This window comes from Shuttleworthella sp. MSX8B, assembly GCF_000524295.1.
Lineage (GTDB): Bacteria > Bacillota > Clostridia > Lachnospirales > Lachnospiraceae > Shuttleworthia > Shuttleworthia satelles.
On the sequence record NZ_JAQT01000001.1, the window covers coordinates 1 to 21,427 of the forward strand.

The 21,427-nt window shown below is 52.6% G+C and carries 19 protein-coding genes, 1 tRNA gene, 1 rRNA gene and 1 other RNA gene; 1 reads left to right on the forward strand and 21 read right to left on the reverse strand.

The window, feature by feature from the left end; translation table 11 throughout:
- The 9 genes from HMPREF1508_RS00005 to HMPREF1508_RS10290 form a co-directional block, all read right to left on the reverse strand.
- Nucleotides 1-194 (reverse strand): 16S ribosomal RNA (locus HMPREF1508_RS00005); the annotation flags it as partial.
- A gap of 610 nt (nucleotides 195-804) precedes the next feature.
- Nucleotides 805-1,641, reverse strand: a complete 837-nt coding sequence (locus HMPREF1508_RS00015) for a CvpA family protein (RefSeq protein ID WP_156923137.1) — start codon at nucleotides 1,639-1,641, stop codon at nucleotides 805-807.
- A gap of 22 nt (nucleotides 1,642-1,663) precedes the next feature.
- Nucleotides 1,664-2,845: a DUF5711 family protein gene (locus tag HMPREF1508_RS00020; protein WP_044958300.1), complete on the reverse strand. Its 1,182-nt coding sequence runs from the start codon at nucleotides 2,843-2,845 to the stop codon at nucleotides 1,664-1,666.
- A gap of 11 nt (nucleotides 2,846-2,856) precedes the next feature.
- Nucleotides 2,857-5,940: a hypothetical protein gene (locus HMPREF1508_RS00025; protein ID WP_044958301.1), complete on the reverse strand. Its 3,084-nt coding sequence runs from the start codon at nucleotides 5,938-5,940 to the stop codon at nucleotides 2,857-2,859.
- Nucleotides 5,941-6,017: 77 nt separating this feature from the next.
- Nucleotides 6,018-8,309: a hydratase gene (locus tag HMPREF1508_RS00030; protein ID WP_044958302.1), complete on the reverse strand. Its 2,292-nt coding sequence runs from the start codon at nucleotides 8,307-8,309 to the stop codon at nucleotides 6,018-6,020.
- 114 nt (nucleotides 8,310-8,423) lie between these two features.
- A complete protein-coding gene (locus HMPREF1508_RS10060; protein WP_156923138.1) occupies nucleotides 8,424-9,500 on the reverse strand; it encodes a hypothetical protein in 1,077 nt (358 codons plus the stop codon).
- A gap of 173 nt (nucleotides 9,501-9,673) precedes the next feature.
- Nucleotides 9,674-9,908, reverse strand: an RNA gene (ffs, locus tag HMPREF1508_RS09780) — signal recognition particle sRNA large type.
- An 86-nt stretch (nucleotides 9,909-9,994) separates the two neighbouring features.
- The gene (gene tadA, locus HMPREF1508_RS00040; RefSeq protein ID WP_278081162.1) at nucleotides 9,995-10,483 is read right to left on the reverse strand and encodes a tRNA adenosine(34) deaminase TadA; all 489 of its coding nucleotides are present in this window, start codon (nucleotides 10,481-10,483) and stop codon (nucleotides 9,995-9,997) included.
- Between the two features lie 10 nt (nucleotides 10,484-10,493).
- Nucleotides 10,494-10,700: a hypothetical protein gene (locus tag HMPREF1508_RS10290; protein WP_044958303.1), complete on the reverse strand. Its 207-nt coding sequence runs from the start codon at nucleotides 10,698-10,700 to the stop codon at nucleotides 10,494-10,496.
- A 154-nt stretch (nucleotides 10,701-10,854) separates the two neighbouring features.
- Here HMPREF1508_RS10290 and HMPREF1508_RS00050 point away from each other — a divergent pair, with 154 nt between their 5' ends.
- Nucleotides 10,855-11,397, forward strand: coding sequence for an NADH peroxidase (locus tag HMPREF1508_RS00050; RefSeq protein WP_006905877.1), 543 nt, complete (start codon nucleotides 10,855-10,857; stop codon nucleotides 11,395-11,397).
- A gap of 300 nt (nucleotides 11,398-11,697) precedes the next feature.
- Here the strand turns inward: HMPREF1508_RS00050 and HMPREF1508_RS00060 are convergent, their stop codons facing one another.
- The 12 genes from HMPREF1508_RS00060 to HMPREF1508_RS00110 form a co-directional block, all read right to left on the reverse strand.
- A complete protein-coding gene (locus HMPREF1508_RS00060) occupies nucleotides 11,698-12,075 on the reverse strand; it encodes a DUF3783 domain-containing protein (protein ID WP_044958306.1) in 378 nt (125 codons plus the stop codon).
- Entirely contained in the window at nucleotides 12,072-12,398 is a 327-nt protein-coding gene (locus tag HMPREF1508_RS00065; RefSeq protein ID WP_044958308.1) for a GIY-YIG nuclease family protein, read from the reverse strand. Before HMPREF1508_RS00065 ends, HMPREF1508_RS00060 begins: the two co-directional genes overlap by 4 nt.
- A complete protein-coding gene (gene rsmA / locus HMPREF1508_RS00070; protein ID WP_044958309.1) occupies nucleotides 12,398-13,270 on the reverse strand; it encodes a 16S rRNA (adenine(1518)-N(6)/adenine(1519)-N(6))-dimethyltransferase RsmA in 873 nt (290 codons plus the stop codon). The genes HMPREF1508_RS00065 and rsmA overlap by 1 nt, the downstream gene beginning before the upstream one ends.
- Nucleotides 13,254-14,102, reverse strand: coding sequence for a TatD family hydrolase (locus HMPREF1508_RS00075; protein WP_044958310.1), 849 nt, complete (start codon nucleotides 14,100-14,102; stop codon nucleotides 13,254-13,256). Before HMPREF1508_RS00075 ends, rsmA begins: the two co-directional genes overlap by 17 nt.
- Nucleotides 14,092-14,253 carry a hypothetical protein gene (locus HMPREF1508_RS10065; protein WP_156923139.1) on the reverse strand — a complete coding sequence of 54 codons (162 nt, stop codon included), beginning with the start codon at nucleotides 14,251-14,253 and terminating at the stop codon, nucleotides 14,092-14,094. The genes HMPREF1508_RS00075 and HMPREF1508_RS10065 overlap by 11 nt, the downstream gene beginning before the upstream one ends.
- Before the next feature lie 128 nt (nucleotides 14,254-14,381).
- Entirely contained in the window at nucleotides 14,382-16,355 is a 1,974-nt protein-coding gene (gene metG, locus HMPREF1508_RS00080) for a methionine--tRNA ligase (protein WP_044958311.1), read from the reverse strand.
- Nucleotides 16,356-16,362: 7 nt separating this feature from the next.
- On the reverse strand, nucleotides 16,363-16,920 hold the full coding sequence (locus HMPREF1508_RS00085) for a zinc ribbon domain-containing protein (RefSeq protein WP_044958312.1): 558 nt from the start codon (nucleotides 16,918-16,920) through the stop codon (nucleotides 16,363-16,365).
- Between the two features lie 89 nt (nucleotides 16,921-17,009).
- Nucleotides 17,010-18,281 (reverse strand): SLC13 family permease, encoded by a 1,272-nt coding sequence (locus HMPREF1508_RS00090; RefSeq protein ID WP_044958313.1) that lies wholly within the window; start codon nucleotides 18,279-18,281, stop codon nucleotides 17,010-17,012.
- A gap of 147 nt (nucleotides 18,282-18,428) precedes the next feature.
- Nucleotides 18,429-19,652, reverse strand: a complete 1,224-nt coding sequence (gene tyrS, locus HMPREF1508_RS00095) for a tyrosine--tRNA ligase (protein ID WP_044958315.1) — start codon at nucleotides 19,650-19,652, stop codon at nucleotides 18,429-18,431.
- Nucleotides 19,653-19,755: 103 nt separating this feature from the next.
- Nucleotides 19,756-20,544, reverse strand: a complete 789-nt coding sequence (locus tag HMPREF1508_RS00100) for a glutamine amidotransferase-related protein (RefSeq protein WP_084640126.1) — start codon at nucleotides 20,542-20,544, stop codon at nucleotides 19,756-19,758.
- A 45-nt stretch (nucleotides 20,545-20,589) separates the two neighbouring features.
- Nucleotides 20,590-21,003 carry an EamA family transporter gene (locus HMPREF1508_RS00105; RefSeq protein ID WP_044958317.1) on the reverse strand — a complete coding sequence of 138 codons (414 nt, stop codon included), beginning with the start codon at nucleotides 21,001-21,003 and terminating at the stop codon, nucleotides 20,590-20,592.
- 62 nt (nucleotides 21,004-21,065) lie between these two features.
- Nucleotides 21,066-21,136: transfer RNA gene (locus tag HMPREF1508_RS00110), tRNA-Cys, on the reverse strand.
- Between the last annotated feature and the right edge of the window lie 291 nt (nucleotides 21,137-21,427).

The following is a 21,427-nucleotide window of genomic DNA, read 5'->3' on the forward strand; positions in this document are numbered from 1 at the left end:
TTATGCGGTATTAACAGTCGTTTCCAACTGGTATCCCCCGGTACAGGGCAGGTTGCTCACGCGTTACTCACCCGTCCGCCACTCGAAATAAAATCGTCACTCCGAAGAGATCGTAATATCATTTCTCGTTCGACTTGCATGTGTTAAGCACGCCGCCAGCGTTCATCCTGAGCCAGGATCGAACTCTCATGTTAAAAGTTCTTCATCCATCCGTTTTTTAAGTCTATCACACAGATCCTGCAACAGATCGTATGTGATGCCTCATCTTCACGGATGCATGCTTCCCAGAATGAATTAGCTTGGCTAATCCTTTACTGTTTTTAAGGTCCTCAGATTGCTCTGAGGTTCGCTTTGATTCTCTTAGAATCTTTCAAGGTTGTTTCATTGTTCAGTTATCAAGGTTCTTGCTGTCCCTCGTAAGCGGCAACTTAGATATGATATCAAGACCAGCCCAGCTTGTCAATGGTCTTTTCATGACCCTGTTCAAATTTGACTGATTTTCAAGGCCACTCACGCGGTGCAAGCATTATGTTATCAAAGAGCAAAAGCCCTGTCAACATTGATTTTCCGGGCTTTTCTCAACACCTGTCTCTTTTCAGAGATATTGTGTTCGCTCTCATTTACAACCACTAAATCTTCCCGTTTTCCCTCGCGCCAACACATTTCGAGGCACATGCTTTCGTCTGAAAAGCAAAGACGCTTTCGTCCGAAAACCAAAGACATTCTTTTCCTCTCAGTCCCGGCCCATTCGGCTCTGCGCTCTATGGTCCCGGGTTCTATGGTCCCGATGCGATCAGGAGGTTCTCAGCGGAAAAGCAGAGTCAGGGGATTGTATTCGCTGATCATTTTCAGGACAGCGCTTGCCCCAATTTGTTCTGCCCAATAGGCTCCCTGGGAAGTCCAGGAGAGAATTCCCACCAGATACATAAGAAACCAGGTCTGGATCAGGCCGACGCCAAGGCCCATCAGACCTCCAAGGGCGTGACTGATTCCGCCGATCACCGGCGCGTGACTGGCTGTGTCAATCACTGCCGCGACAATGGCTGTCACAATCCACGCGATCACAAGTGCAAGGAGGAAGGAAATCGCCCTCATAATCCACCCTGTGATCACAACTGCCGCCTGGTCCGCAAGACTGCGTCCTGTCTGGTCCACCGCATCTTTAATATTTTCGGTCGTCTGATCCGCGGTGACCTGAATTTTCAATTGCCCCTTCTCATAGGCCTCACGCAGCAGAGTCGGCAATTTCATATATATCTGTTCCGCATGCTGCTCCAGATAGGTCTGTAAGAGACTCAGCGGAATCTGTGTGTCAGCTGAAATCCTCTTTCCAATTTCTGACAGAGGAGAGCCCTGATCGCCTGCCTTCTGTTTCAAGTCGTTCACAATCTGGTTGGTCGCTTTCGCCTTCTGTTTCTCCCAGTATGCCTGTGTCCGCTTCGCAACCTGCTCCTGGATCACATCATCCAGCGGCGTGTATTTTGTCAAAGCCTGATTGATTCCCGGTGTCGCGACCAGGACAAATATCAGAATAAAAATCCCGGAAACCAGGCCGAAGAGCATTTTCAGAGCCCCTCGCCTCAGGCCTCTGATCACAGAGCAAAAAATGATTACTCCAAAGATAAACAAAGCTATGTTCAAGTTCTCTCCTCTCCAGGTCGTCTTATTTTAGTCTGGCATGATCCAGAGATCCCTCCCGAACAAAGAGATAGTCTCTGGATCCGCTTCCCGGGATCACCGCTCCCACAGCGCTCTTAAGATCTCCACTGAATTTGCGTGTACCCGCCAGATTATAGATTTCCAGCCTCTTGTCTCCGTAGAGCGCAATTTCGTTATTCGCGAGCATTTCGACCCTGTTATAACTCATATCGATCTGAGCGCGGCTGACACGACGCCCCCGATTATTAAAGGTGTACAGATAAAGCGTATTCTGACCGGCCGCATTTGTGCTGGTCGTGACATAGCCGAAATAACTCTGGTTAAAATAAACGCTGCGAATCTGCCCCTCGACAGGAAGCTCATTGAGCAGTCCGGGCTTGGTATGATTGTGGTAGAGCAGAATCTTTTTATCTGTGTAAACAGCCAGATTTCCACCTTTGACGTACGCGATCTCCCCGATCAGGCTGTCGTCATAATCGAAGCTCGCGACAATATGCTTGTCAGCATTTTTGCCCGCAGCGCCAAAATCATAGATCTGCAGCCTGGAATGCGCCTTTCCCCCGCTCACATCGGCAAGAGCCAGCGCCAGGCGCTGTCCGTCCTGTGAGATGGCAATGGATACGGGATATCCTGTCGTCTCAAGATGTACTTCCCCGCTGGCTGTCAGATTGCCATCCGCGTTATAAAGATGCAGATAGCCGACCTTATCATTTTGCATGAGAACCGCGATCGAACCATTGTCGGCGACCTTTGCCTCCGCAACAGGCAGATTGGTCGTGATATGGGCCCGATTCCCCTCTTTTGAGAAGAGATAAATGCCTGTCCCGCCCCGGTCATAGATCACAGCATAGACATCTCCCGCGTCCAGATGGGGCGAGCTCATCTGATAGGACTGGCTCCAGAGCAGATCGCCCGCCGTCGTCATATAGCTGTTGCCGTCTGTATTGTAAGCCAGAATATTATTTTGAAAGAGCTGATACCCGGTCCCACTGGCGTCGTCCAGTTTCTGGCTGGAGATCACCCTGTAGCTTCGGTATTGGCGCCTTCTCTGTACAAAAAAGACCAGAAAGACCAGTCCTATGGCCAGGGCAATGAAAAGAAAGAGCTTCCAGTGTCTTCGTATCAAAGTCCCAAGACGCAAGAGAAGTTCCCTCAGCGACCGGCCGATTTCCCTCAATAAATCCATCACTCTGTTCCTCAGGCCTCAAAATCTTTCTCATGAAGAATCAGGCGGCCCTCCGCATCACTTCTCTTACTTCCCAGGCGGGAGAATTTCTTCTTGAGTCCGCCTGACTTGACCCTGTCCATCGCCTGATCCACAATCTCAATCACCTCGCTTAAAGACGTGGGCTGGTCGATCTTCTGGATCATGTTGATGCGGTTATAAAGAGCCAGGACTCCCATGGAATCCACACTGCACCCGTTGTCATTGGCATATGTCCGCCCAAAAGCGACCAGCTCATCTGTGGTGAAAACAGGGATCCTGATTTCATTCGCGAACTTAGACGCAAAGGACCGATTCATCGAGAACATTTTCTGCAGGGAATCCATATCGTCTTCCAGAATCATGAGCACTCCGCTCGTATCTGTATCCAGAAGCGTATTGAGCGTCGCGACAGATACCCTGGAAAGAGCTCCTGCCTTCTCTATGATCAGTGCCCCGCCGCGGATCTTATCGAAGAGCTCAATCACATTCTTCTCGTTTAATCTGACCGCGTCAATCTTCCCCGCGGGACCTGCAGGAAGCTTGATCTGCTTCTGCATCAGTTCAATAACCCCGGTTGCCAAGTTGGTCTTACCGGACCCCTCAGAACCGACAATCTTCAGATGCGCTTTTTTGCTGTCGCCCAGCAAGCCCTCTTTGACCCCTTCCAAAGCCCGGCTCAGGTGCGCCTCCATCCCCTCAATCGCGACATAGGAGGAGAAACGCGCCTTCTCCTCATCCGTAAGCTTTCTCGGAGCTTCCGCAGCTTTGGGTTCTGCCGTGGCATTGTTATAGAAGACATTGGATGCCTGCATGCTTTCAACTGAGTTAAACTCCTGGTCGTCAGTCACCCATGACGCCCGGGTCGCCTGCATGTGGAAGGCCTCTTCAATCGCGTCGCGCCTGACTTCTTCCTTGTTCTCTTGATCGGCCTTCTCCTCCTGCTCTGTTTTTGCCGGCTCTTCTTCGGCGTCCGCGTTCTCCGCAGCCGCTTCCTCGTCCTCCTCTTCGATCACGAATTCCTCATCTCCGAATCGAGAAGAAATATGTCCCTTCAGAACTGGCTGTACCGGTTCCTCCGCCGACTTCTCTGACGCAGATTCTTCAGACTCGCTTCTCTCCCCTGTCTGCTCCTCTGACGCAGATTCCTCAGATCCAGTCATCTTCTCGCCCGGATCTTCGGCTCCAGCCGTATTCTCTTCTGAATCCTCCACTGCTGACTCTTCCGACGAAGCCATCTTCTCGTCCGAATCCTCCACTGCTGACTCTTCCGACGAAGCCATCTTCTCGTCCGAATCCTCCACTGCTGACTCTTCCGATGAAGCCCTCTTCTCGTCCGAATCCTCCACTACAGATTCTTCCGACGCGATCGGCTCTGCTGCCAGCTCAGCTTCTTCTCTGCCCTCATGGAAATCAAACTCAGGTATGATCAGCTGATCATCATCTTCTTTCGCTACCGCATCCTCTTCTTCCGATACTGCCGTCCTTGCCTCTGCGGCTTCCTCATCCGAAGAAAGCATTTCCTCATTTTCTGTTGCTTCTTCCGCATTCTCTTCGTCTGCTGACGCGCGCTCAACATCCTGCTCCTCAGTCGCGGGATTCTCTTCCTCTCTTTCTGTTAGCTCTGCGTTTTTCTCCCCGGTCTCAGCGGCGGCGGCCGCTTCACCCTCTCCAGTCTCTGCAGCGGCAGCCGTTTCATTCTCCCCGCCATTTAAGCGGTCGATCTCACGCTGCAGCATGTTGTTGATGTCAGAAACTGTCTTACGGGCTTCGCGGTAGTCTACTCCCGACGAATCCCCGGAGACTGCGCCTGCTGCCTCCGAGAGTCTGGCAGACGCGTGCTGCAGCATCTCTTCCTCGACAAGATCCTCCACAGAAGCTCCGGCCTCCAGTCGGGGCAGGACTTCGGTCAGGCGCTCCATAATCTCATTGGCCTCGACCAGCGCCTGCGCTTTGGCTGACTCCAGCTTCTTCTCCCCCGCTTTCTTCAGGACTTCCTCTGCCTCTTTGCGCGTCTTCTCCCAGTCCTTCACCAGGTCGTCAATCGAAAGCTGTCCCTTGATCTGGATATCGTCCTCGGACTGGTCCGGGACATCCATGGAGATCTGCCCGTCATCATCGATTCCCAGGCCCCGGTAGCGCTCGCGCAGATCCTGGTCGATGACCTTCTGCGTCTCTCTGGCCCTCTGAGCCCCCAGCTCCTTCGTCCCCTCAGAGACACGCAGGAAGGGGAGCTCATCTGTCAGTTCCTTGATGTTCTCCATTTTCTCCTGCACCTGCTCTGATCCCGTGGCGCTCATGATCTCTTCAATATTCTGCTTGATCTTCTCCTGCAGGTTGACCGTATTGAACTTAGTCGACGGGATATGAATTTCGGGAAGGGGTATGGTCTCTGCAGACACGCCCTCCTTCTCGGATCTTCCGGCCTCCTGGCCGGAAATCTCCTTGATTTCGTCTCTGTGCCTCTGGCGGAGCTTCAAGTAGATCTGCTCCTGATCCGGATCCAGAGGCGCGTAGATCATCTTCAGCTCCAGGGCCTTCTCTACATAGGGTCCGTCGCCGAACCAGAGAATAATTTCATTACAGAGGCTGACGCACTTATCGATCTGTCTGGTCTTCTGATAGAAGAGAGCCAGCTCTAACGCCCAGTCCTCTAAGAAATCATTCTCCTTCAAATCCTCGAGGATTGTAATCAGATCCTCGTCGCTGACTCCCCTGGCACGGGAGAGCTGATAGTTGATCACATAGCGCAGGCTGTCATGGGGAGCAATCTCCATGAACTCGGTGTAATACTCCTGCGCTTCATCCAGTTCCTGTAAGCGGATGCATACCAGGGCCAGTCGATAGATCACCATTCGCCCGATCGGACTTCTCTCATGTGCCGCCATCAGAAGCTCTTTGGCGCTGTCCAGTCGGCCGACCTCCTCATACAGTTCCGCCGCCTTCATCAGCGCGTTGACGCTCGGCACCTTGCGCCAGTTGTTCGCGTCCAGCTGACGGGCTGCCTCCTCCATATCCTTGCGATCGATCAGACCGCGCACACGATCAATCAGTTCCTTGTACTCATATCTATCCAAAACGTTTACCTCTCCACCGCTTCTTTCCCTAAAAACACCTTTAGCCGGTCGTCTTCGACCGGCTGATCAGGAAAGTATCACCTGTGCGCTCTGTAGTAGTTGATCAGACATCCGTCCAGGATAATCTGTCTCTCATCATCCGTCATCGCGTCCACATACAGGCTGAAGGGAGTCAGATGACCCTCGTGAACGGCATAAGCCTCCACCCGGCTCTTTCCCTCTTTGATTGCCTCACGCACCCTGGGCACGAAGATATAGTCCAGATTCTTGAAGGGCAGATCCCCCGCCGGGATAGTGAATGGAATCATCCCCCAGTTGATCAGATTGGACCGATATCGCTTGGTGGCATACTCATTTGCGATATTGGCCCAGCCTCCCAGAACCTTCTGACAGGAGGCCGCCTGCTCGCGGGCGCTGCCGTCCCCCGGTTTGACCGCGAAGATCGTGCTGCCGATCCCGATGACATGGCGATTGATCTCCGGGAATTTCTCCTTGATCGCCTGCATGATCTCATGCACTTCCGCAAATGCCTTCCCGGGGCAGGAATCCGCCTCAATAGCCTTCTGCGCCTTCTGTACCTCCTTGGCCCGGCCGACATATGCCGGATCCCGGCGAGAGAGGGCGAACTCAGCCAGTTTCAGAGGGTTCGACCGATAGGAAGACGTCTCCCCGGAGGGAATGAGCTCGTCTGTCGTCGTCACCGGATCATGAATCTCAGATACCAGCTTGAGGATCAAATTCTCCGGTAGGGGACTCATCTTAGGCCAGTCCTTGATATTGGGGCCAAAGGTAAGCTCCGCCTCAGGGTCCGCTTTCCCCACGGCGTCAAAGACCCGCTTCTGATAAATGCTTCGGTCAAAGAAATACTTTGGCTTGGTAAAATCCGCGTCGATATCAGTGGCCGCCGTCAAGAGGCCCTTGTTAGCCGCGGTTGCCGCGATAGATCTGGCGTCCATGAGGGCGACCGAGGATATCTGACCATCCTGAATCTTGGATCCCTCGCGGTTGGGGAAGTTGCGGGTGGAGTGGCGAATTGAGAAGCCATTATTGGCCGGGGTATCGCCCGCGCCGAAACAGGGACCGCAGAAGGCGGTCTTGAAGACCGCTCCCGCCTCGATCAGGGAGGCGGCTGAACCGTTCTTTATCAACTGCATGTAGACCGGCATGGAGGCCGGATAGACACTGAGACTGAATTCTTCTGCTCCTATATCGGCCCCCCGGAGAATATCCGCCGCGTCCGTAATATTCTCATATCCGCCGCCGGCGCATCCCGCGATGATCCCCTGATCGACATAGAGACGGCCGTCCCGGATCTTATCCTTCAGTGAATACGATATTCTGTCTCCCAGAGAGACCTGCGCCCGCTTGGTCACCTGCTCTAAGATATCCTCGAGATTGTGATTGACCTCTTCAATGGTGTATGTATAGCTGGGATGGAAGGGCATGGCGATCATAGGCTTGATCTGAGACAGATCGATCTCAATCATGCCGTCATAATACGCGATCTGGCCAGGCGCAAGCTTCCGATAGGCATCCTTGCGTCCGTGGATCTCGTAGAACTCCTCTGTCTTCTCATCCGTGGCCCAGATCGAAGACAGGCAGGTGGTCTCTGTTGTCATAACATCAATGCCGATACGGTAATCGACAGAGAGATTGGCCAGGCCGGGTCCCACAAACTCCATCACCTTGTTCTTGACATAGCCGCATGCGAAGACCTTCCCGATGATGGCCAGAGCGATATCCTGCGGACCAACCCCCTTCGCGGGTTTTCCGGTCATGTAGACTCCTACCACCTGGGGCATATCAATATCATAGGTCCTGTCCAGCAGCTGCTTGACCAGCTCGGGTCCGCCCTCTCCCATAGCCATGGTTCCGAGAGCCCCGTAGCGGGTGTGAGAATCGCTTCCCAGAATCATCTTGCCCGCTTCGGCCAGCATTTCTCTGGCAAACTGGTGGATCACTGCCTGATGCGGGGGCACATAAATTCCCCCGTATTTCCTGGCTGCGGACAAGCCGAACATGTGATCATCTTCGTTGATGGTTCCTCCGACAGCGCAAAGACTGTTATGACAGTTAGTCAGAACGTAGGGAATGGGAAATTTCTCCAGGCCGGAAGCTCTGGCAGTCTGAATAATCCCCACATAGGTAATATCGTGGGAAGTCATCTTGTCAAATTTGATTTTGAGCTGCTCCATATTGTCAGAGCAATTGTGGTCGCGAAGAATGCCGTAGGCAATGGTCTGCTTTCTTGCCTCCTCACGATCGATTTTTCTGCCGCAGGATGCTTCGAGAATCGCATTCGCCTGCGATCCATCGGCAACGATCTCACTGCCGTTCAGAAGATAAACGCCTGTCTCAAATAACTTCATATTGCCCCCAAATCCAAGTCCCCAGGCAGGGAACGTAATTTCTTTAAGGTAATGATCCGCGACCTTCGTAACGGCCTGTATCAGGGAGAATTATAGGAAATGATCTCTGTCAATTCAAGGATTCCCGGACTTGCGAAAGATCTGCAGAACCTTGTCCACCCTGTCATCCTGACGATGATTCTGCTTCCTGCGCGTCTCCTGGTCCAGACCTGATATTACCGCATCGACTTTCGCCCCAATCTCTGTTTTCGGATCACTCTCCCGCGTCCCGGACGCGGGAGAATTCTCTCTGCTGTCTCTCTCTGGTAAACTGCTCTCAAGCGGCTGGTTCGGGGTCTTTTCTCCCACCGACTTAGCTTCCCGCTTCTGATCCGCGAGATCCTCTCCTTTAGCCTTACTCTCAAGCAGCTGGTTCGGGATCTTTTCTCCCGCCGGCTTAGCTTCCCTCTTCTGATCCGCGGGAGCCTCTCCCTTGGCTCTGCTCGTAAGCTCCTGGTCCGAGACATTTTCCTCTGTCAGATCCGCTTGCGATAGCTGGTCTGCAGCTCCTTCCTCCGCGGCCTCATCCTCCGCGGCTATCATTTGCGCCCGTCTCTCAAAATATGCCGGATTCACGTGGATTTCAGGCGCTGGCCCGGCGTAGGAAAGGGGGACAAACGTGCCACCCCGGTCAGCCTCCCGGGCCTTCTCCTTTTCCCTGGCGATCCGCCGATTCTCATCATCAATCAGATGCAGGTATTTTTGGCTGTCTGCCATATCCCGCAGCTGACCGTGCAGCTCCGTCTGATTGTCCCTCATATGGCGAAGCTCTGTTTCAATCGCCGCCTTCATCTGCCGGTGAATCTCATCCAGCTCCTCACTGGTTCGATTGACCAGATCCTGTATCTCCTCCAGAGACCGGTCTGTGTACATTACGGAAGCCGCATAGACATCTTCCGCCTTATGCCGGGCCTCGGAGACGATCTCATCTCCCTGGCGCCTCTGCCTGCGGTATGCCTTGTCCCGTTCAGCCCAGGTCAGTTCACACTCATCTACCATGTCGGTGATCGCGCCGTTTAACTTCTCCAAGAGGTCAAACACCTGCTCTTTGTTGACCACAACGCGTTCTCTGCTGTCCTCATATGCTTCTGCCTTCGCGAAGAGCACGTGAATTTCGCGCAATATCTTCTCGCTGTCATCTTTCGCGCCCATGTAAATCTCCTGAATAAGCCCATCTCTTACGGCTCTAATCATATCATAAAAGGGAGATAGCTGATATTGCCAATCACTATCTCCCTTCCCCTTCTCACGCGATTCCCCGCCCTGTTCCATCGAAATGCTTCCCGGATAAAAAGCCTCTCTAAAAATAAAAAACTCTCCAAAATGACTGGGAATAAAAAACGCAGGACGTTACCCCGGTGGTTAACTCAACCCAGGCGCCCCCGAGGCACACGGGAATTCCCACTTAGTGCTGCTTCATTCCTGACCTGACACGGTTCGTAGGCTCTCATTGCTCGGGACCCAAATATCAACGCCACCTGCCGGGGGCGGCTCCTGCACTCCGCTATTATAGCGGCTCTGAACTTCCTGTGTCAATCCGGGCTCCCTGGCCAGCCAGTCACGCCAGCTTCCTGGCCAACCTGTCACTGCTTCACGACCCTCTTCATGGGTCAGCCTGTCACACCCACAGCTTCCAGGCCAGTCTCTTATTGCCTGTCATGATCTGTCCCCTTTGCCTTTTTCCTCCGCAGCTCCGCGAAGAAATGACTGAGCAGAGCAGAACAGTCTTCCTCCATAACCCCTTTTTCAATTTCTGCCTGGTGGTTAAACTCCCTCATCTGCAGGAGGTTAATCACGGATCCGGCGCTCCCCGCCTTGGGATTCATGGCGCCGATGACCACCCTGGGAATGCGGGCCTGTACAATTGCCCCCGCACACATCTGACAGGGCTCCAGGGTCACATAGAGCGTGCAGTCCTCCAATCGCCAATCCCCCAGCTTGCGACAGGCCTTCTGAATCGCGGTGATCTCCGCGTGCTTCAGGACACTGTGATCTATGTTGCGGCGATTGTACCCCCGCGCGATAATCTTACCCTCACGCTCAATCACACAGCCGATCGGGACCTCCTCAATCGCTTCCGCCTTCCTCGCCTGGCGGATGGCCTCTTTCATATAATATTCTCTGCTCTTGCGCACACCAATTTCCTCATGCTGTTCTTATCTTAAAACCGCGCAGGCAGAAATTCCCGGACAAGGCAAAATCCTCGAATATCACCCCAAAAGCCCTTCTGTCATCGGTTTTCTTTCTGTCCTGCCTGAAAATTATAACAGGGATTCGAGAAAAACAGAAAGATTCAACCCTGAATCTGATTCCAAATTTGAATCCAGATCCCCCGTCATTTATGGATTCCATCTTTTGTTAGTTGTCATAAACTCCATTCTCCCGGCCTTCAGAAAAGTTTTTGAGAATTATTCTTATTTCCTATTGACAGCCTTTTTTAAATTGCCTACAATACAATCACATCAATTAAGTGAGCTCGCAACCGAGCTTCGAAAGGAGAATTCATATGTCTAAATGGGTATGCAGTGTTTGTGGTTATGTTTTCGAGGGAGAGCAGGCTCCTGAGGTCTGCCCCGTATGTAAGGCTCCCCGTGAGAAGTTTATTGAGCAGTCCGCAGAGATGGGCTGGGCCGCTGAACACGTTGTTGGCGTAGCAGCGGATGTTCCTGAAGATATCAAGGCAGACCTCCGCGCGAACTTTGAGGGAGAGTGCTCAGAGGTCGGCATGTATCTCGCAATGTCTCGTGCCGCTTTCCGTGAGGGTTATCCCGAAATTGGCATGTATTACAAGCAGGCTGCCTTCGAAGAGGCTGATCATGCGGCACGCTTTGCGGAAATGCTGGGTGAGGTTCTGACCGATTCTACCAAGAAGAATCTCCAGATGCGTGTCGATGCTGAGAATGGCGCGACCTCCGGCAAGACTGATCTGGCCAAGAGAGCAAAGGCCCTGAATCTGGATGCCATCCATGACTCTGTTCATGAGATGGCCCGCGATGAGGCCCGTCACGGCAAGGCATTCGCAGGTCTTCTGAAGAGATATTTCGGCTAATTCAAATCCCATATCATCCCCTGCTCGGAGGCTGCCTGTCAGATGACCGCGCCTCCTGTCAAAACAGCTCAGACCAGATGGCCTGGGCTGTTTTTTACTGAAAAAATCCGTTTTGGAATTCACCTTCAAAGTTGTTTAAAGGAAGTGAAAGACCCGCCTTGCGGCGAGTCCTTCGGGGGAGTTGTTATGAAAAAGATGTTTGTTATCAAAGGCATTCATTCCCTTTGATAAGACAAATATAACAGGCAGCTATGACGCAAATGCGATCTCTCTGTGTAAATAGGATGAACGTTTCCATGTTCAGGAGCCAAAACGCATCTGACGATCTTCCTCAAAAAGCTCTTGAAACAAGGCGACTGGCGACCATTGAAGGTTGGTCTGCGTCGCCATGGCCTTGAGTCTTACCGGAGAGAGTCCAGTTTCCTTCCAGGCGGCAAGGAACCAGTCCAGATCCCGCCTCCCGAATCCGACCATCAGCATCATTTCCTCCGGGAATTCCGCCCCCATATAGACGCGGGCTTCCTCTGTAAAACCTGGCATTTTCGCCAGATAGCCGAGCTTCTGCCAATAGCTGGGACGCTCGATCCTGATGACTTCAATATCCATCCTTTGCGCCAGTCGACGAATCTCTTGCAGACGATCCTGATCAACACAAAACAAGAGCAGTTTCCTTGTCATCTTCTCATCTCCCCTCTGCCGGCATTCTGTCTTATGATTCCGGATTTTCGCAGGAGCACGGCCGCTTTCGGATTTTCCCTCTCTATCAGCGCTATCTTCTCCTGACGGGTCAGCCTCTTATAGGCCGCCTCTCTCTTCAGAGCCTCCTTCTTGTCATCAAAGCTCTCGTAATAAACCAGCTGAACCGGCCGGCGGGTTCGGGTATACTTGGCCCCCTTTCCGGCATTGTGGGCTCTCTCCCTCGCCTTCACATCTGTCGTATAACCGGCGTATATGCTGTTATCGGCGCAGCGGAGCAAATACGCGAAAAACTCTTTTCCCATCAGGACTGCTCCCTCTCTCTTAAGCGGTTTGACAACTCGGCAAACTGTTTAAGAGTCAGCATCTCTCCCCGCACCGTCGCCGGCAGACCCATTCCCTCGATGACCTCTGTAATCTGTTCTTTGGGAAGCCTGATGTCCTGCGCGTTTTTCAGACCGTTGGTCAGTGTCTTGCGGCGCTGGTTAAAAGAGGCGCGAATCACCCGAAAGAGATATGCCTCATCGCTGACTTCAACAGGACAGCTCTTGTGACAGGTCAGACGAATCACCGCGGACCCGACCCTGGGACGGGGGATAAAAGCGCTCGGGGGAACCTGAAACATAACTTCAGGTTTGGCGTAATATTGCACCGCGAGGGAAAGCGCCCCGTAATCCTTGCTCCCCGGGCCCTCCTGCATACGGTCTGCCAGCTCTTTCTGCACCATAATCGTAATCGATTCCAGGGGAAGATGACTCTCAAATAAGGACATAATAATCGGAGTCGTGATGTAATAGGGCAGATTAGCAACAAGCTTGATGGGGCGGCTGGCGTTCTTCTCCGCAATCAGCCCGGACAGGTCCAGCTTGAGGACATCATGACAGATCACCTCGACATTATTATAAGAAGACAGGGTATCTGCCAGAATCGGAATCAACTTACGATCCAGCTCAACAGCCAGAACCTCTCTGCCTGCTTCACAGAGATACTGGGTCAGTGTCCCGATCCCGGGTCCGATCTCGAGAATGAAGTCCTCCCTGCTGATTTGGGCGGCATCAACAATTCCCTCCAGAATATGCCTGTCAATCAGAAAATTCTGTCCGTATTTCTTCTGAAAAGAGAAGCCGTATTTCTCCAGGACCGCGATGGTGCTGCCCGGACTAGCCAATCCTGCCATCTCTCACCTCCGGATATAGACGCATCGCATTCTCCTCTGTGATGCTGACTACTTCATCATAAGAGATCCCCCGGATCTCCGCGATTCGCCCGGCGATATAGCGCAGATTGCGGGGATCATTGCGCCTCCCCCGCCTGGGCTCCGGCGACATATAGGGGGAATCCGTCTCTAAAACCAGGGAGCGGATCGGAATCGCCTCCACTGCCTCACGCAGCTTTCGGCCATTCTTAAAGGTGACCACCCCTCCTACGCCAATGAAAAAGCCCAGCCTGACGTACTCGAGCGCCTGCTCTTTTGAATAGGAGTAGCAGTGGATCACCCCCCGAATTCCTTCTTTTGCCGCCTCTCGCATAATCTCCATGGTATCTTTGGCCGCGTCGCGGGAATGAATCACCACCGGCAGCCCCAATTCCCCCGCAAGGGCAAGCTGTCGCTGAAACCAGTAGATCTGCGCCTTTCGCTCTTTGGGATCCTTAACCCAGTAGTAATCCAGGCCAATCTCCCCGACTGCTACGACCTTGTCTTCTTGGGCCAGTTGGCGGATTTCTCTCATCACCTGCTCGCCGTAAGATCTATCCTCCCAGTCCGGCTGCTCTTGTGTCTGCCGGTCGCGCGTCGGATAAAAATCCCGGATTTCCTCCGGGTGAACTCCCACTGCCGCGTAGATCCAGTCATATCGATGGGCCAGAGCAAGAGAACGGCGGCTGCTCTTAATATCGGATCCGATATTGACCAGATGAGAAATCCCTGCTTCTCGTACACGAGCCAGAACTTCCTCCCGGTCCTGGTCAAACTCCTCCCCATCCAGATGGGCATGCGTCTCAAAAATCATTCCTACTCCTCTTTCTCCTGACATGGCCCGCTGATCCCAAACCGGGATTAGCCTCGGCGTCCTCCGCGCAGAGAATCATTCCCTCGGACAGAACCCCTGCCAGACCGATGACTTCATTTGAGAAGAGAGCGGATGCGGGCTGATCCCACATCCGCTCTCAAGGCACTCTATCTTCTCTGACCAAAATCCGGCCAGCCTGTCTGTGCCGGAAAATGCTTACAACAGGGACTCCTGACCTGTCGACGCAAATATCCCGCAGTAATGCCGGGTCAAAGACCGTCAGGATATCTCCGAACCGCTGGGAAGATCCTTCTCGGGGCTCATTAAAACCACATTGCCCTCGGCGTCCTCCGCGCAGAGAATCATTCCCTCGGACAGAACCCCAGCCAGCCTGGCGGGGGCCAGATTCAGAAGAACCATCACCTTCTTGCCCACCATCTCTTCTGCAGAATACCACTTGCGAATGCCGGAGACGATCTGAACCGTCCGGTCACCAATCGCCACCTGAGAGCACAAAAGCTTCTTAGATTTAGCTACCGGTTCACAGGACTGAACCTGTCCGACCACAAACTGCATCTTGCCGAAATCGTCGAAAGAAATCTCTTCTCTGGTCTCAACATGAACCGCGTCCGCCCGGTCAGACTCCTCTTCTGCCTCCGGTACAAGAGACTTCTGCCCGGCCTCAATCTCCGCGACCTTAACCATTGTCTCCTCTAAATCCAGACGGGCAAAAAGGATCTGTGGATGATCTGTCACCCGATTGCCCGAAGGATAATTCCCGAACGTAGAGAGACGATCATAGTCGATCTGGCCGATATTTAACTGGTCCAGGATCTGATCCGCCGTAGAAGGCATGAAGCTCTTCAGGAGGCTTGCCCCGATGGCAATCGACTCGACGAGATTGTAGAGCACCGTTGCCAGACGATCCTGTTTGTCCGCGTCCTTAGCCAGAGCCCATGGCATGGTCTCGTCAATATACTTATTCGATCGTCTAAAGAGATGGAAGACTTCTGTAATGGCGTCCGCCACATGCAGATCCGCCATTTTGTCCGTCACCCTCTGGACTGTGCCCGCGGCATAGGCCTTGAGCTCTCTGTCGACCGGCTCCTCGAGGCCCTTATCCTCTACAAGTCCGCCAAAATACTTATTGGCCATACTGATCGTGCGGTTGACCAGGTTCCCCATGGTATTCGCCAGATCCGAATTGACGCGCTCAGCCATGAGTTCCCAGGAGATAACGCCATCGTTCTCAAAGGGCATTTCATGCAGCACGAAGTATCGAACCGCGTCCACACCGAAGATATCCACCAGGTCATCCGCGTAAATGACATTGCCCCTGGACTTGGACATCTTGCCGTCCGCCTGCAGGAGCCAGGGATGACCAAAGACCTGTTTGGGCAGGGGCTGTCCCAGGGCCATCAGGAAAATAGGCCAGTAAATGGTGTGAAAGCGAATAATGTCCTTGCCGATCAGATGCAGGTCCGCAGGCCAGTACTTCTTATAGCGATCCGAATGATTCCCGTCGCAATCATATCCGATTCCCGTGATGTAGTTGGTCAGAGCGTCCAGCCATACATAGACGACATGCTTGGGATCAAAGGTGACCGGAATCCCCCAGGAGAAGGAGGTTCTGGAGACGCAGAGATCCTGCAGCCCGGGCAGGAGGAAATTGTTCATCATCTCATTCTTGCGGGAGACCGGCTGGATGAACTCGGGGTGACTCTTGATATGCTCGATCAGCCGATCGACATACTTACTCATCCGAAAGAAGTAGGCCTCCTCAGATGCCCTTGTGACAGGACGTCCGCAGTCAGGACATCTCCCGTCAACGAGCTGGGAATCGGTCCAGAAAGCCTCGTCGGAAGTACAGTACCAGCCCTCATACGTTCCCTTGTAGATATCCCCCTGGTCATAGAGCTTCTTAAAGATCTTCTGTACCTGGGCCTCATGATCCGCGTCTGTTGTGCGCATGAACTTGTCATAGGAAGTGTCCATCAGATCCCAGATGCGCCGGATCTCGCCGGAGTTCCTGTCCACCAGCTCCTTGGGACTGATGCCTGCCTCCTCGGCCTTGATCTGGATCTTCTGTCCATGCTCATCGGAGCCTGTCATGAAGAAGACATCATAGCCCTCCTGGCGGCGGAAGCGGGCGATAGCATCCGCCAGAATGATCTCATAGGTATTGCCGATGTGGGGTTTCCCTGAGGTATAGGCAATGGCCGTTGTGATATAGTACTTACCCTTGTTGCTCATCTCTTCCTTATTCCCCGTACTTGAACTCTTCTACCGGCTTATCTTCTGAATTCTCCTCATCCGCCGGCGCGTCCTGCTTCTCCGCAGAAGGAGTCTCTTCCGGAGCATACTGCCTGGACTCCTCTATTTTCGGCTCTGCGCTCTTTGTCTCTTCATCAACGAAGGCATCCGGTTCTGCGGTGGGCGCGCTCTTCTCTCCCGCATTCCCCTCCTCTGTATGGGAAACAGGCATTTTCTCCCCGCACTTGGGGCAGTACGCAGACTCCTTGGAGACAGAGCTGCCGCAGGTCGGGCAGATCTGCGTCCTCTTTAAGACCTCGACCGTCTCCTTCTTCTCCTCTAATTTCTCCAGCAGAGCCTCGATTTCCGCGAAGTCCTCTCCGGGATCATCACTGTGGTCCTGATAGTAGCGCCTGCCCAATTCCGCATAGGCGTCTCTTAACCTGCGCTCCGTATCCTTGACCTCATAAGTGGCCTTGGTTACATCTACGGCAGTCTTTACCCTGTCGCCGACAACCTGACCGGCATTTACAACTGTGTTGGTAATCTCGTCAAATAAACCCATCGTATGCTCCTTTCTATGACGCCGGCGCACTTGTCAAAAAGCGGCGTCTAATCATCTGTATTATACCTGTGTAACTCTGGATGCGCAATTTATCCGGCCCAGACAAACCATGTGTAGAGGTAACCCGCCAGAACCGCCGCCAGGGTATAAGGGACTCCCACTTTCATAAAGTCCGCAAATCCCGTCTCATACCCTTCTTTCTTCAGCAGTCCAACCGCTGTGATATTAGCAGACGCCCCGATCGGGGTTAAATTTCCTCCCAGAGTCGCTCCTGTCAGCAGACCAAAATAGAGGATATAAGGAGAAATCCCAAGTCTGGTCGCCAGCCCAGTCAAAACTGGCAGCATTGTGGCCACATAGGGGATATTATCTACAAAAGCGGAGATCAAAACTGACCCCCAGACGACCAGACTGTAGAGCCAGAAGAGATGACTGCCTCCGACCTCTGCAATCAGCCTGGTCAAGTCTTCAATCAAGCCCACCTGTGTCACCCCGGCAATCACGATAAAGAGTCCCAGAAGGAGAAAGAGGGTCTCTGTATCAAGGCTGCGAAGGGCTCTCCTCGCCCACTCTCTCTCTCCCGTTTTCACCCTGTCGCCAAGCAGGGCAAGCCCTGCCAGACCCAGACAAATGATCCCATTGCTGATCTCCGGCTTTCCCGGAATGAAAGAGGCTCCAATCAGGAGAGAAATCATGGCCAAAAGCAAAAAAGAGGGCAACAAGCTCTTGACCTGTGTCCGCTCCGTCACCAGCGTTTCCTGCGTCAAATGGCGAAACTCAAACCGCATAATGGGGATCGTCGCCAGTGCGCCCAGTTCTACAGCGAAGAAAATTCCCGGCCGTCCCTGCATGAAAAAGAAGTCCAGAAAATCCATATTGGCATAGGAACCGAGCAGAATGGACGTCGTATCACCCACCAGAGTTGCCGCCCCCTGCAGATTCGAGGATACCGCGATCGAAAAGATCATGGGAACCGGGTTGATCTTCAGCTTTCTGCAGACCGCCATCCCGACCGGGGCTACCATTAGAACCGTCGCGACATTATCAATAAAAGCGGAGATCAGACCGGCGAAGAGCGACATGAGAATAATAATCCACATGACATTCTTCGACTTCTCCATGATCAGGTCTGCCATCAGAAGCGGCATGCCGGAGGCGATGAAATAATCAACCAGAATCATCGTCCCGCTGATCATCATCAGAACATTCCAGTTAATACTGGAGATCACCTGCCCCAAAGGCAGAATTCCTGTCACTAAATAGAGGGCCGCCACTGCCATCGCCGCATGCGGCCGGTATTTCTGCCTGGCAACCATGACAATATACATAAGAATAAAGAGAACCAGAGCCAGTATTTTCATTCGCTTTCTCCACTCCTATGATAAAAGAGACCCGATCCTCGTGTGGGTCGAATCTCTTTCTCCGCAAACGTCTCTCCTTCAGAAATCCTTCGTCTCCGAAAGAGCCTGCTTCGAAAACGGGTACCTCGAATTCGCACCTTCCGTGCTTTATCGACTAGTGATTTTACAGTATTTCTTCTTTCCCCGGCGCAAAAGGAATTCCTCCGCGAAATCAGATGGCCTGTAAGACGTGTGAATATCCGTCACCTTATCCCCATTGACAGATACACCGCCCTGCTCTACTGCCCGGCGGGCATCGGAACGGGACTGCGCCAGTCCACAGAGGACAAGAACAGACAGAATGTCGATTTCTCCCTCTTTGAAATCTTCTTCCCTGACGACCGCCTGCGGCATATTGTCAGAAGACACGCCTCCGGCGAAGAGCGATTTCGCCGCTTCCTGCGCCTTGTCAGCCTCTTCCTCTCCGTGTACCATCGCGGTCAGTTCATGGGCCAGAATACGCTTGGCCTCATTGAGCTGGGCTCCCTCCCAGCGGTCCATCTCATCAATCTGCTCCAGGGGCAGGAAGGTCATCATGCGCAGGAACTTGAGAACATCTGCGTCATCTACATTTCTCCAGTACTGGAAGAAATCATAGGGGGATGTTTTCCCGGGATCCAGCCAGACAGCTCCGCCGGCTGTCTTTCCCATCTTCGTCCCGTCATGCTTGAGCAGAAGGTTGATGGTCATAGCTGCGGCATCTTCTCCCAGCTTCTTGCGGATCAGCTCTGTTCCGGCCAGCATATTGGACCACTGATCATCACCGCCGAACTCCATATTACAGCCATACTCCTGATAGAGCTTGTAGAAGTCATAGGCCTGCATAAGCATATAGGAAAACTCCAAAAAGGACAGTCCGCGCTCCATGCGATTGACATATGCTCTGGCACGAAGCATGTCATTGACAGAAAAATGAGCTCCGACCTCCCGCATAAAATCCAGGAAATTCAGATTGCGCAGCCAGTCCGCGTTATTGACCATAAGCGCCTTGTCTTCCCCAAATTCAATAAAGCGACTCATCTGCTTCTTGAAGCACTCACAGTTGTGATCGATCTGCTCGACTGTCATCATAGATCGCAGATCTGTTCGCCCGGAGGGATCCCCGATCATTGCGGTTCCCCCGCCGATCAGAGCAATTGGGCGATTCCCACCCATCTGCAGGCGCTTCATCAAAGTCAAGGCCATAAAATGCCCTACATGCAGGGAATCTGCCGTCGGATCAAAGCCGATATAAAAGGTCGCTCTGCCATGATTAATCAGATCTTTGATTCTCTCTTCATCCGTCAGCTGCGCAATCAGCCCTCTGGCCACTAACTCATCGTATAAGGTCATCTCATTTCTCCTCGTCTCTGGGGCTACAAAATCAGTCCTTATGATACAATCTTCCCCCGCCTTATGCAAATTCCCGCGGATACGAGCCTTGTCCATAGAACCCTTATTTCGTCACAGAAGCGACATAGGCATCCAGAAAATCACAGAGAGCCGCGTTCATTTGTCCATAGCTGTCCTCGCGCAGCTGAGAGGCATTTTTCACATAGGGATACTTTTTACTGTCTTCTTCCAGATTTCTCTCAGACGCGATCAAAGCTTCTACCGCCTCCGGCGTAAACTCCGGATGACACTGGAAGGCGTATGCGCGGTCAGAATAGCGAATGATCTGCCGCGGACAGCCCTCAGAGAAAGCCAGTACCCTGGCCTCCCCGGTTAAACCCGGCATATCCCCGTGCCAGCTTCCAATGTTCATTCCATCCGCAAACGCCTTCAAAAGAGGATCCTTAAGCCCCTCCTCGGTCAAATGCAGGGGAATGGCCCCGATTTCCCTGTGAGGACTGTGCTCATAAGGCGCTCCAAAGGCCTGACCGATCAGCTGCGCCCCCAGACAGGCCCCGAGGACTGCCTTCTTTTCCCTGACAAATCTTTGGATCAGGGCAATTTCTTCTTTCGGATCATAATAGGGAAAATGCTCTCGATCCTCATCCGGAGTCTGAGGACCACCCATAACGATCAGCATGTCATAGCCGCTGATCTCGCGGGGAATCGGTTCCCTCAGGTAGACATGGACCTGGTCGGTCTCATATCCCCTGGCCCTGGCCCAGTCCAGATATGTGGCCGGCTGCTCAAATGCTTCGTGCAGCAAATAAAGAATTTTCATTTCTCTCTTTCCCTTTTCCCGTGTACCGCGGCTCATCGCCTTCAATTGAAAATTCGTTGCCTTCTCTGACATTCTGATTTCTCTCCGCTTTTTCCCCTGTACAAATGAAATCTGTTTTTACAGAGTCATGAGCAATGTCCCTGCCGCAATCAGAATACAACCGAGCAGAGATTTGACGGTGACGTCTTCGTGAAGAAAGATAAACGCCAGCAGAATTGTGATTACGACACTCATCTTATCAATCGGAACAACCTTGGATGCATCGCCTATCTGCAGAGCACGATAATAACAGAGCCAGGAGGCGCCTGTTGCCAGGCCTGACAGGATCAGAAAAATCCAACTCCTTCTTCCTATTTCAAAGATTCCCTTTTGACTATTCGTGATAAAGACCATACCCCAGGCCATGAGAATGACAACGCAGGTTCGTATCGCCGTCGCAAGATTTGAGTTGACGCCATTTACGCCAAGCTTGCCCAAAATAGAGGTCAAAGCGGCAAAAACTGCCGACAGAATCGCAAATATCATCCACATAAATACTCCTATATCGAATCCTTCTATTGAAAAAAGCGAGTACTTTCGTACTCGCCCAAAAGAGGTGCCAACCAGATTTGAACTGGTGATGAAGGTGTTGCAGACCTTTGCCTTACCACTTGGCCATGGCACCAAATATGTGCTCGAAACACTTTCTCAATATAGCAGAGGGGCTGAAACCCGTCAAGTCAGTCTGAAGGCAGATACCTTCAAAACTTCATACAGATGAATTGCAAACCGCGGATCTTTTCTCACACTCTTCAAAAATGGTCATCTCGCATCCGCAACTTCGTTGCTTCTGCTCGATGCGTTTGCTGCGCAAACTCTCTCAGAAAGAAAGCATTCGCTTTGAATGCAAGCATTCTCGCTTTCGCGAGTGATCCGCGAGCCTCTCTCCTTTAGCCTTACTCTCAAGCAGCTGGTT

Coding starts and splice junctions, on each gene's coding strand:
- HMPREF1508_RS00050 (WP_006905877.1), top strand. CDS start 10,855: ATGTCTAAATGGGTATGCAGTGTTTGTGGTTATGTTTTCGAGGGAGAG.
- HMPREF1508_RS00085 (WP_044958312.1), bottom strand. CDS start 16,920: ATGGGTTTATTTGACGAGATTACCAACACAGTTGTAAATGCCGGTCAG.
- HMPREF1508_RS10290 (WP_044958303.1), bottom strand. CDS start 10,700: ATGGAATCCATAAATGACGGGGGATCTGGATTCAAATTTGGAATCAGA.
- HMPREF1508_RS10060 (WP_156923138.1), bottom strand. CDS start 9,500: ATGGGCGCGAAAGATGACAGCGAGAAGATATTGCGCGAAATTCACGTG.
- HMPREF1508_RS00075 (WP_044958310.1), bottom strand. CDS start 14,102: ATGATTTTTGAGACGCATGCCCATCTGGATGGGGAGGAGTTTGACCAG.
- HMPREF1508_RS00100 (WP_084640126.1), bottom strand. CDS start 20,544: ATGTCAGAGAAGGCAACGAATTTTCAATTGAAGGCGATGAGCCGCGGT.
- HMPREF1508_RS00030 (WP_044958302.1), bottom strand. CDS start 8,309: ATGAAGTTATTTGAGACAGGCGTTTATCTTCTGAACGGCAGTGAGATC.
- HMPREF1508_RS00090 (WP_044958313.1), bottom strand. CDS start 18,281: ATGAAAATACTGGCTCTGGTTCTCTTTATTCTTATGTATATTGTCATG.
- HMPREF1508_RS10065 (WP_156923139.1), bottom strand. CDS start 14,253: ATGTGGGATCAGCCCGCATCCGCTCTCTTCTCAAATGAAGTCATCGGT.
- HMPREF1508_RS00065 (WP_044958308.1), bottom strand. CDS start 12,398: ATGGGAAAAGAGTTTTTCGCGTATTTGCTCCGCTGCGCCGATAACAGC.
- HMPREF1508_RS00020 (WP_044958300.1), bottom strand. CDS start 2,845: ATGGATTTATTGAGGGAAATCGGCCGGTCGCTGAGGGAACTTCTCTTG.
- rsmA (WP_044958309.1), bottom strand. CDS start 13,270: ATGGCAGGATTGGCTAGTCCGGGCAGCACCATCGCGGTCCTGGAGAAA.
- tyrS (WP_044958315.1), bottom strand. CDS start 19,652: ATGACCTTATACGATGAGTTAGTGGCCAGAGGGCTGATTGCGCAGCTG.
- metG (WP_044958311.1), bottom strand. CDS start 16,355: ATGAGCAACAAGGGTAAGTACTATATCACAACGGCCATTGCCTATACC.
- HMPREF1508_RS00105 (WP_044958317.1), bottom strand. CDS start 21,003: ATGTGGATGATATTTGCGATTCTGTCGGCAGTTTTTGCCGCTTTGACC.
- HMPREF1508_RS00060 (WP_044958306.1), bottom strand. CDS start 12,075: ATGACAAGGAAACTGCTCTTGTTTTGTGTTGATCAGGATCGTCTGCAA.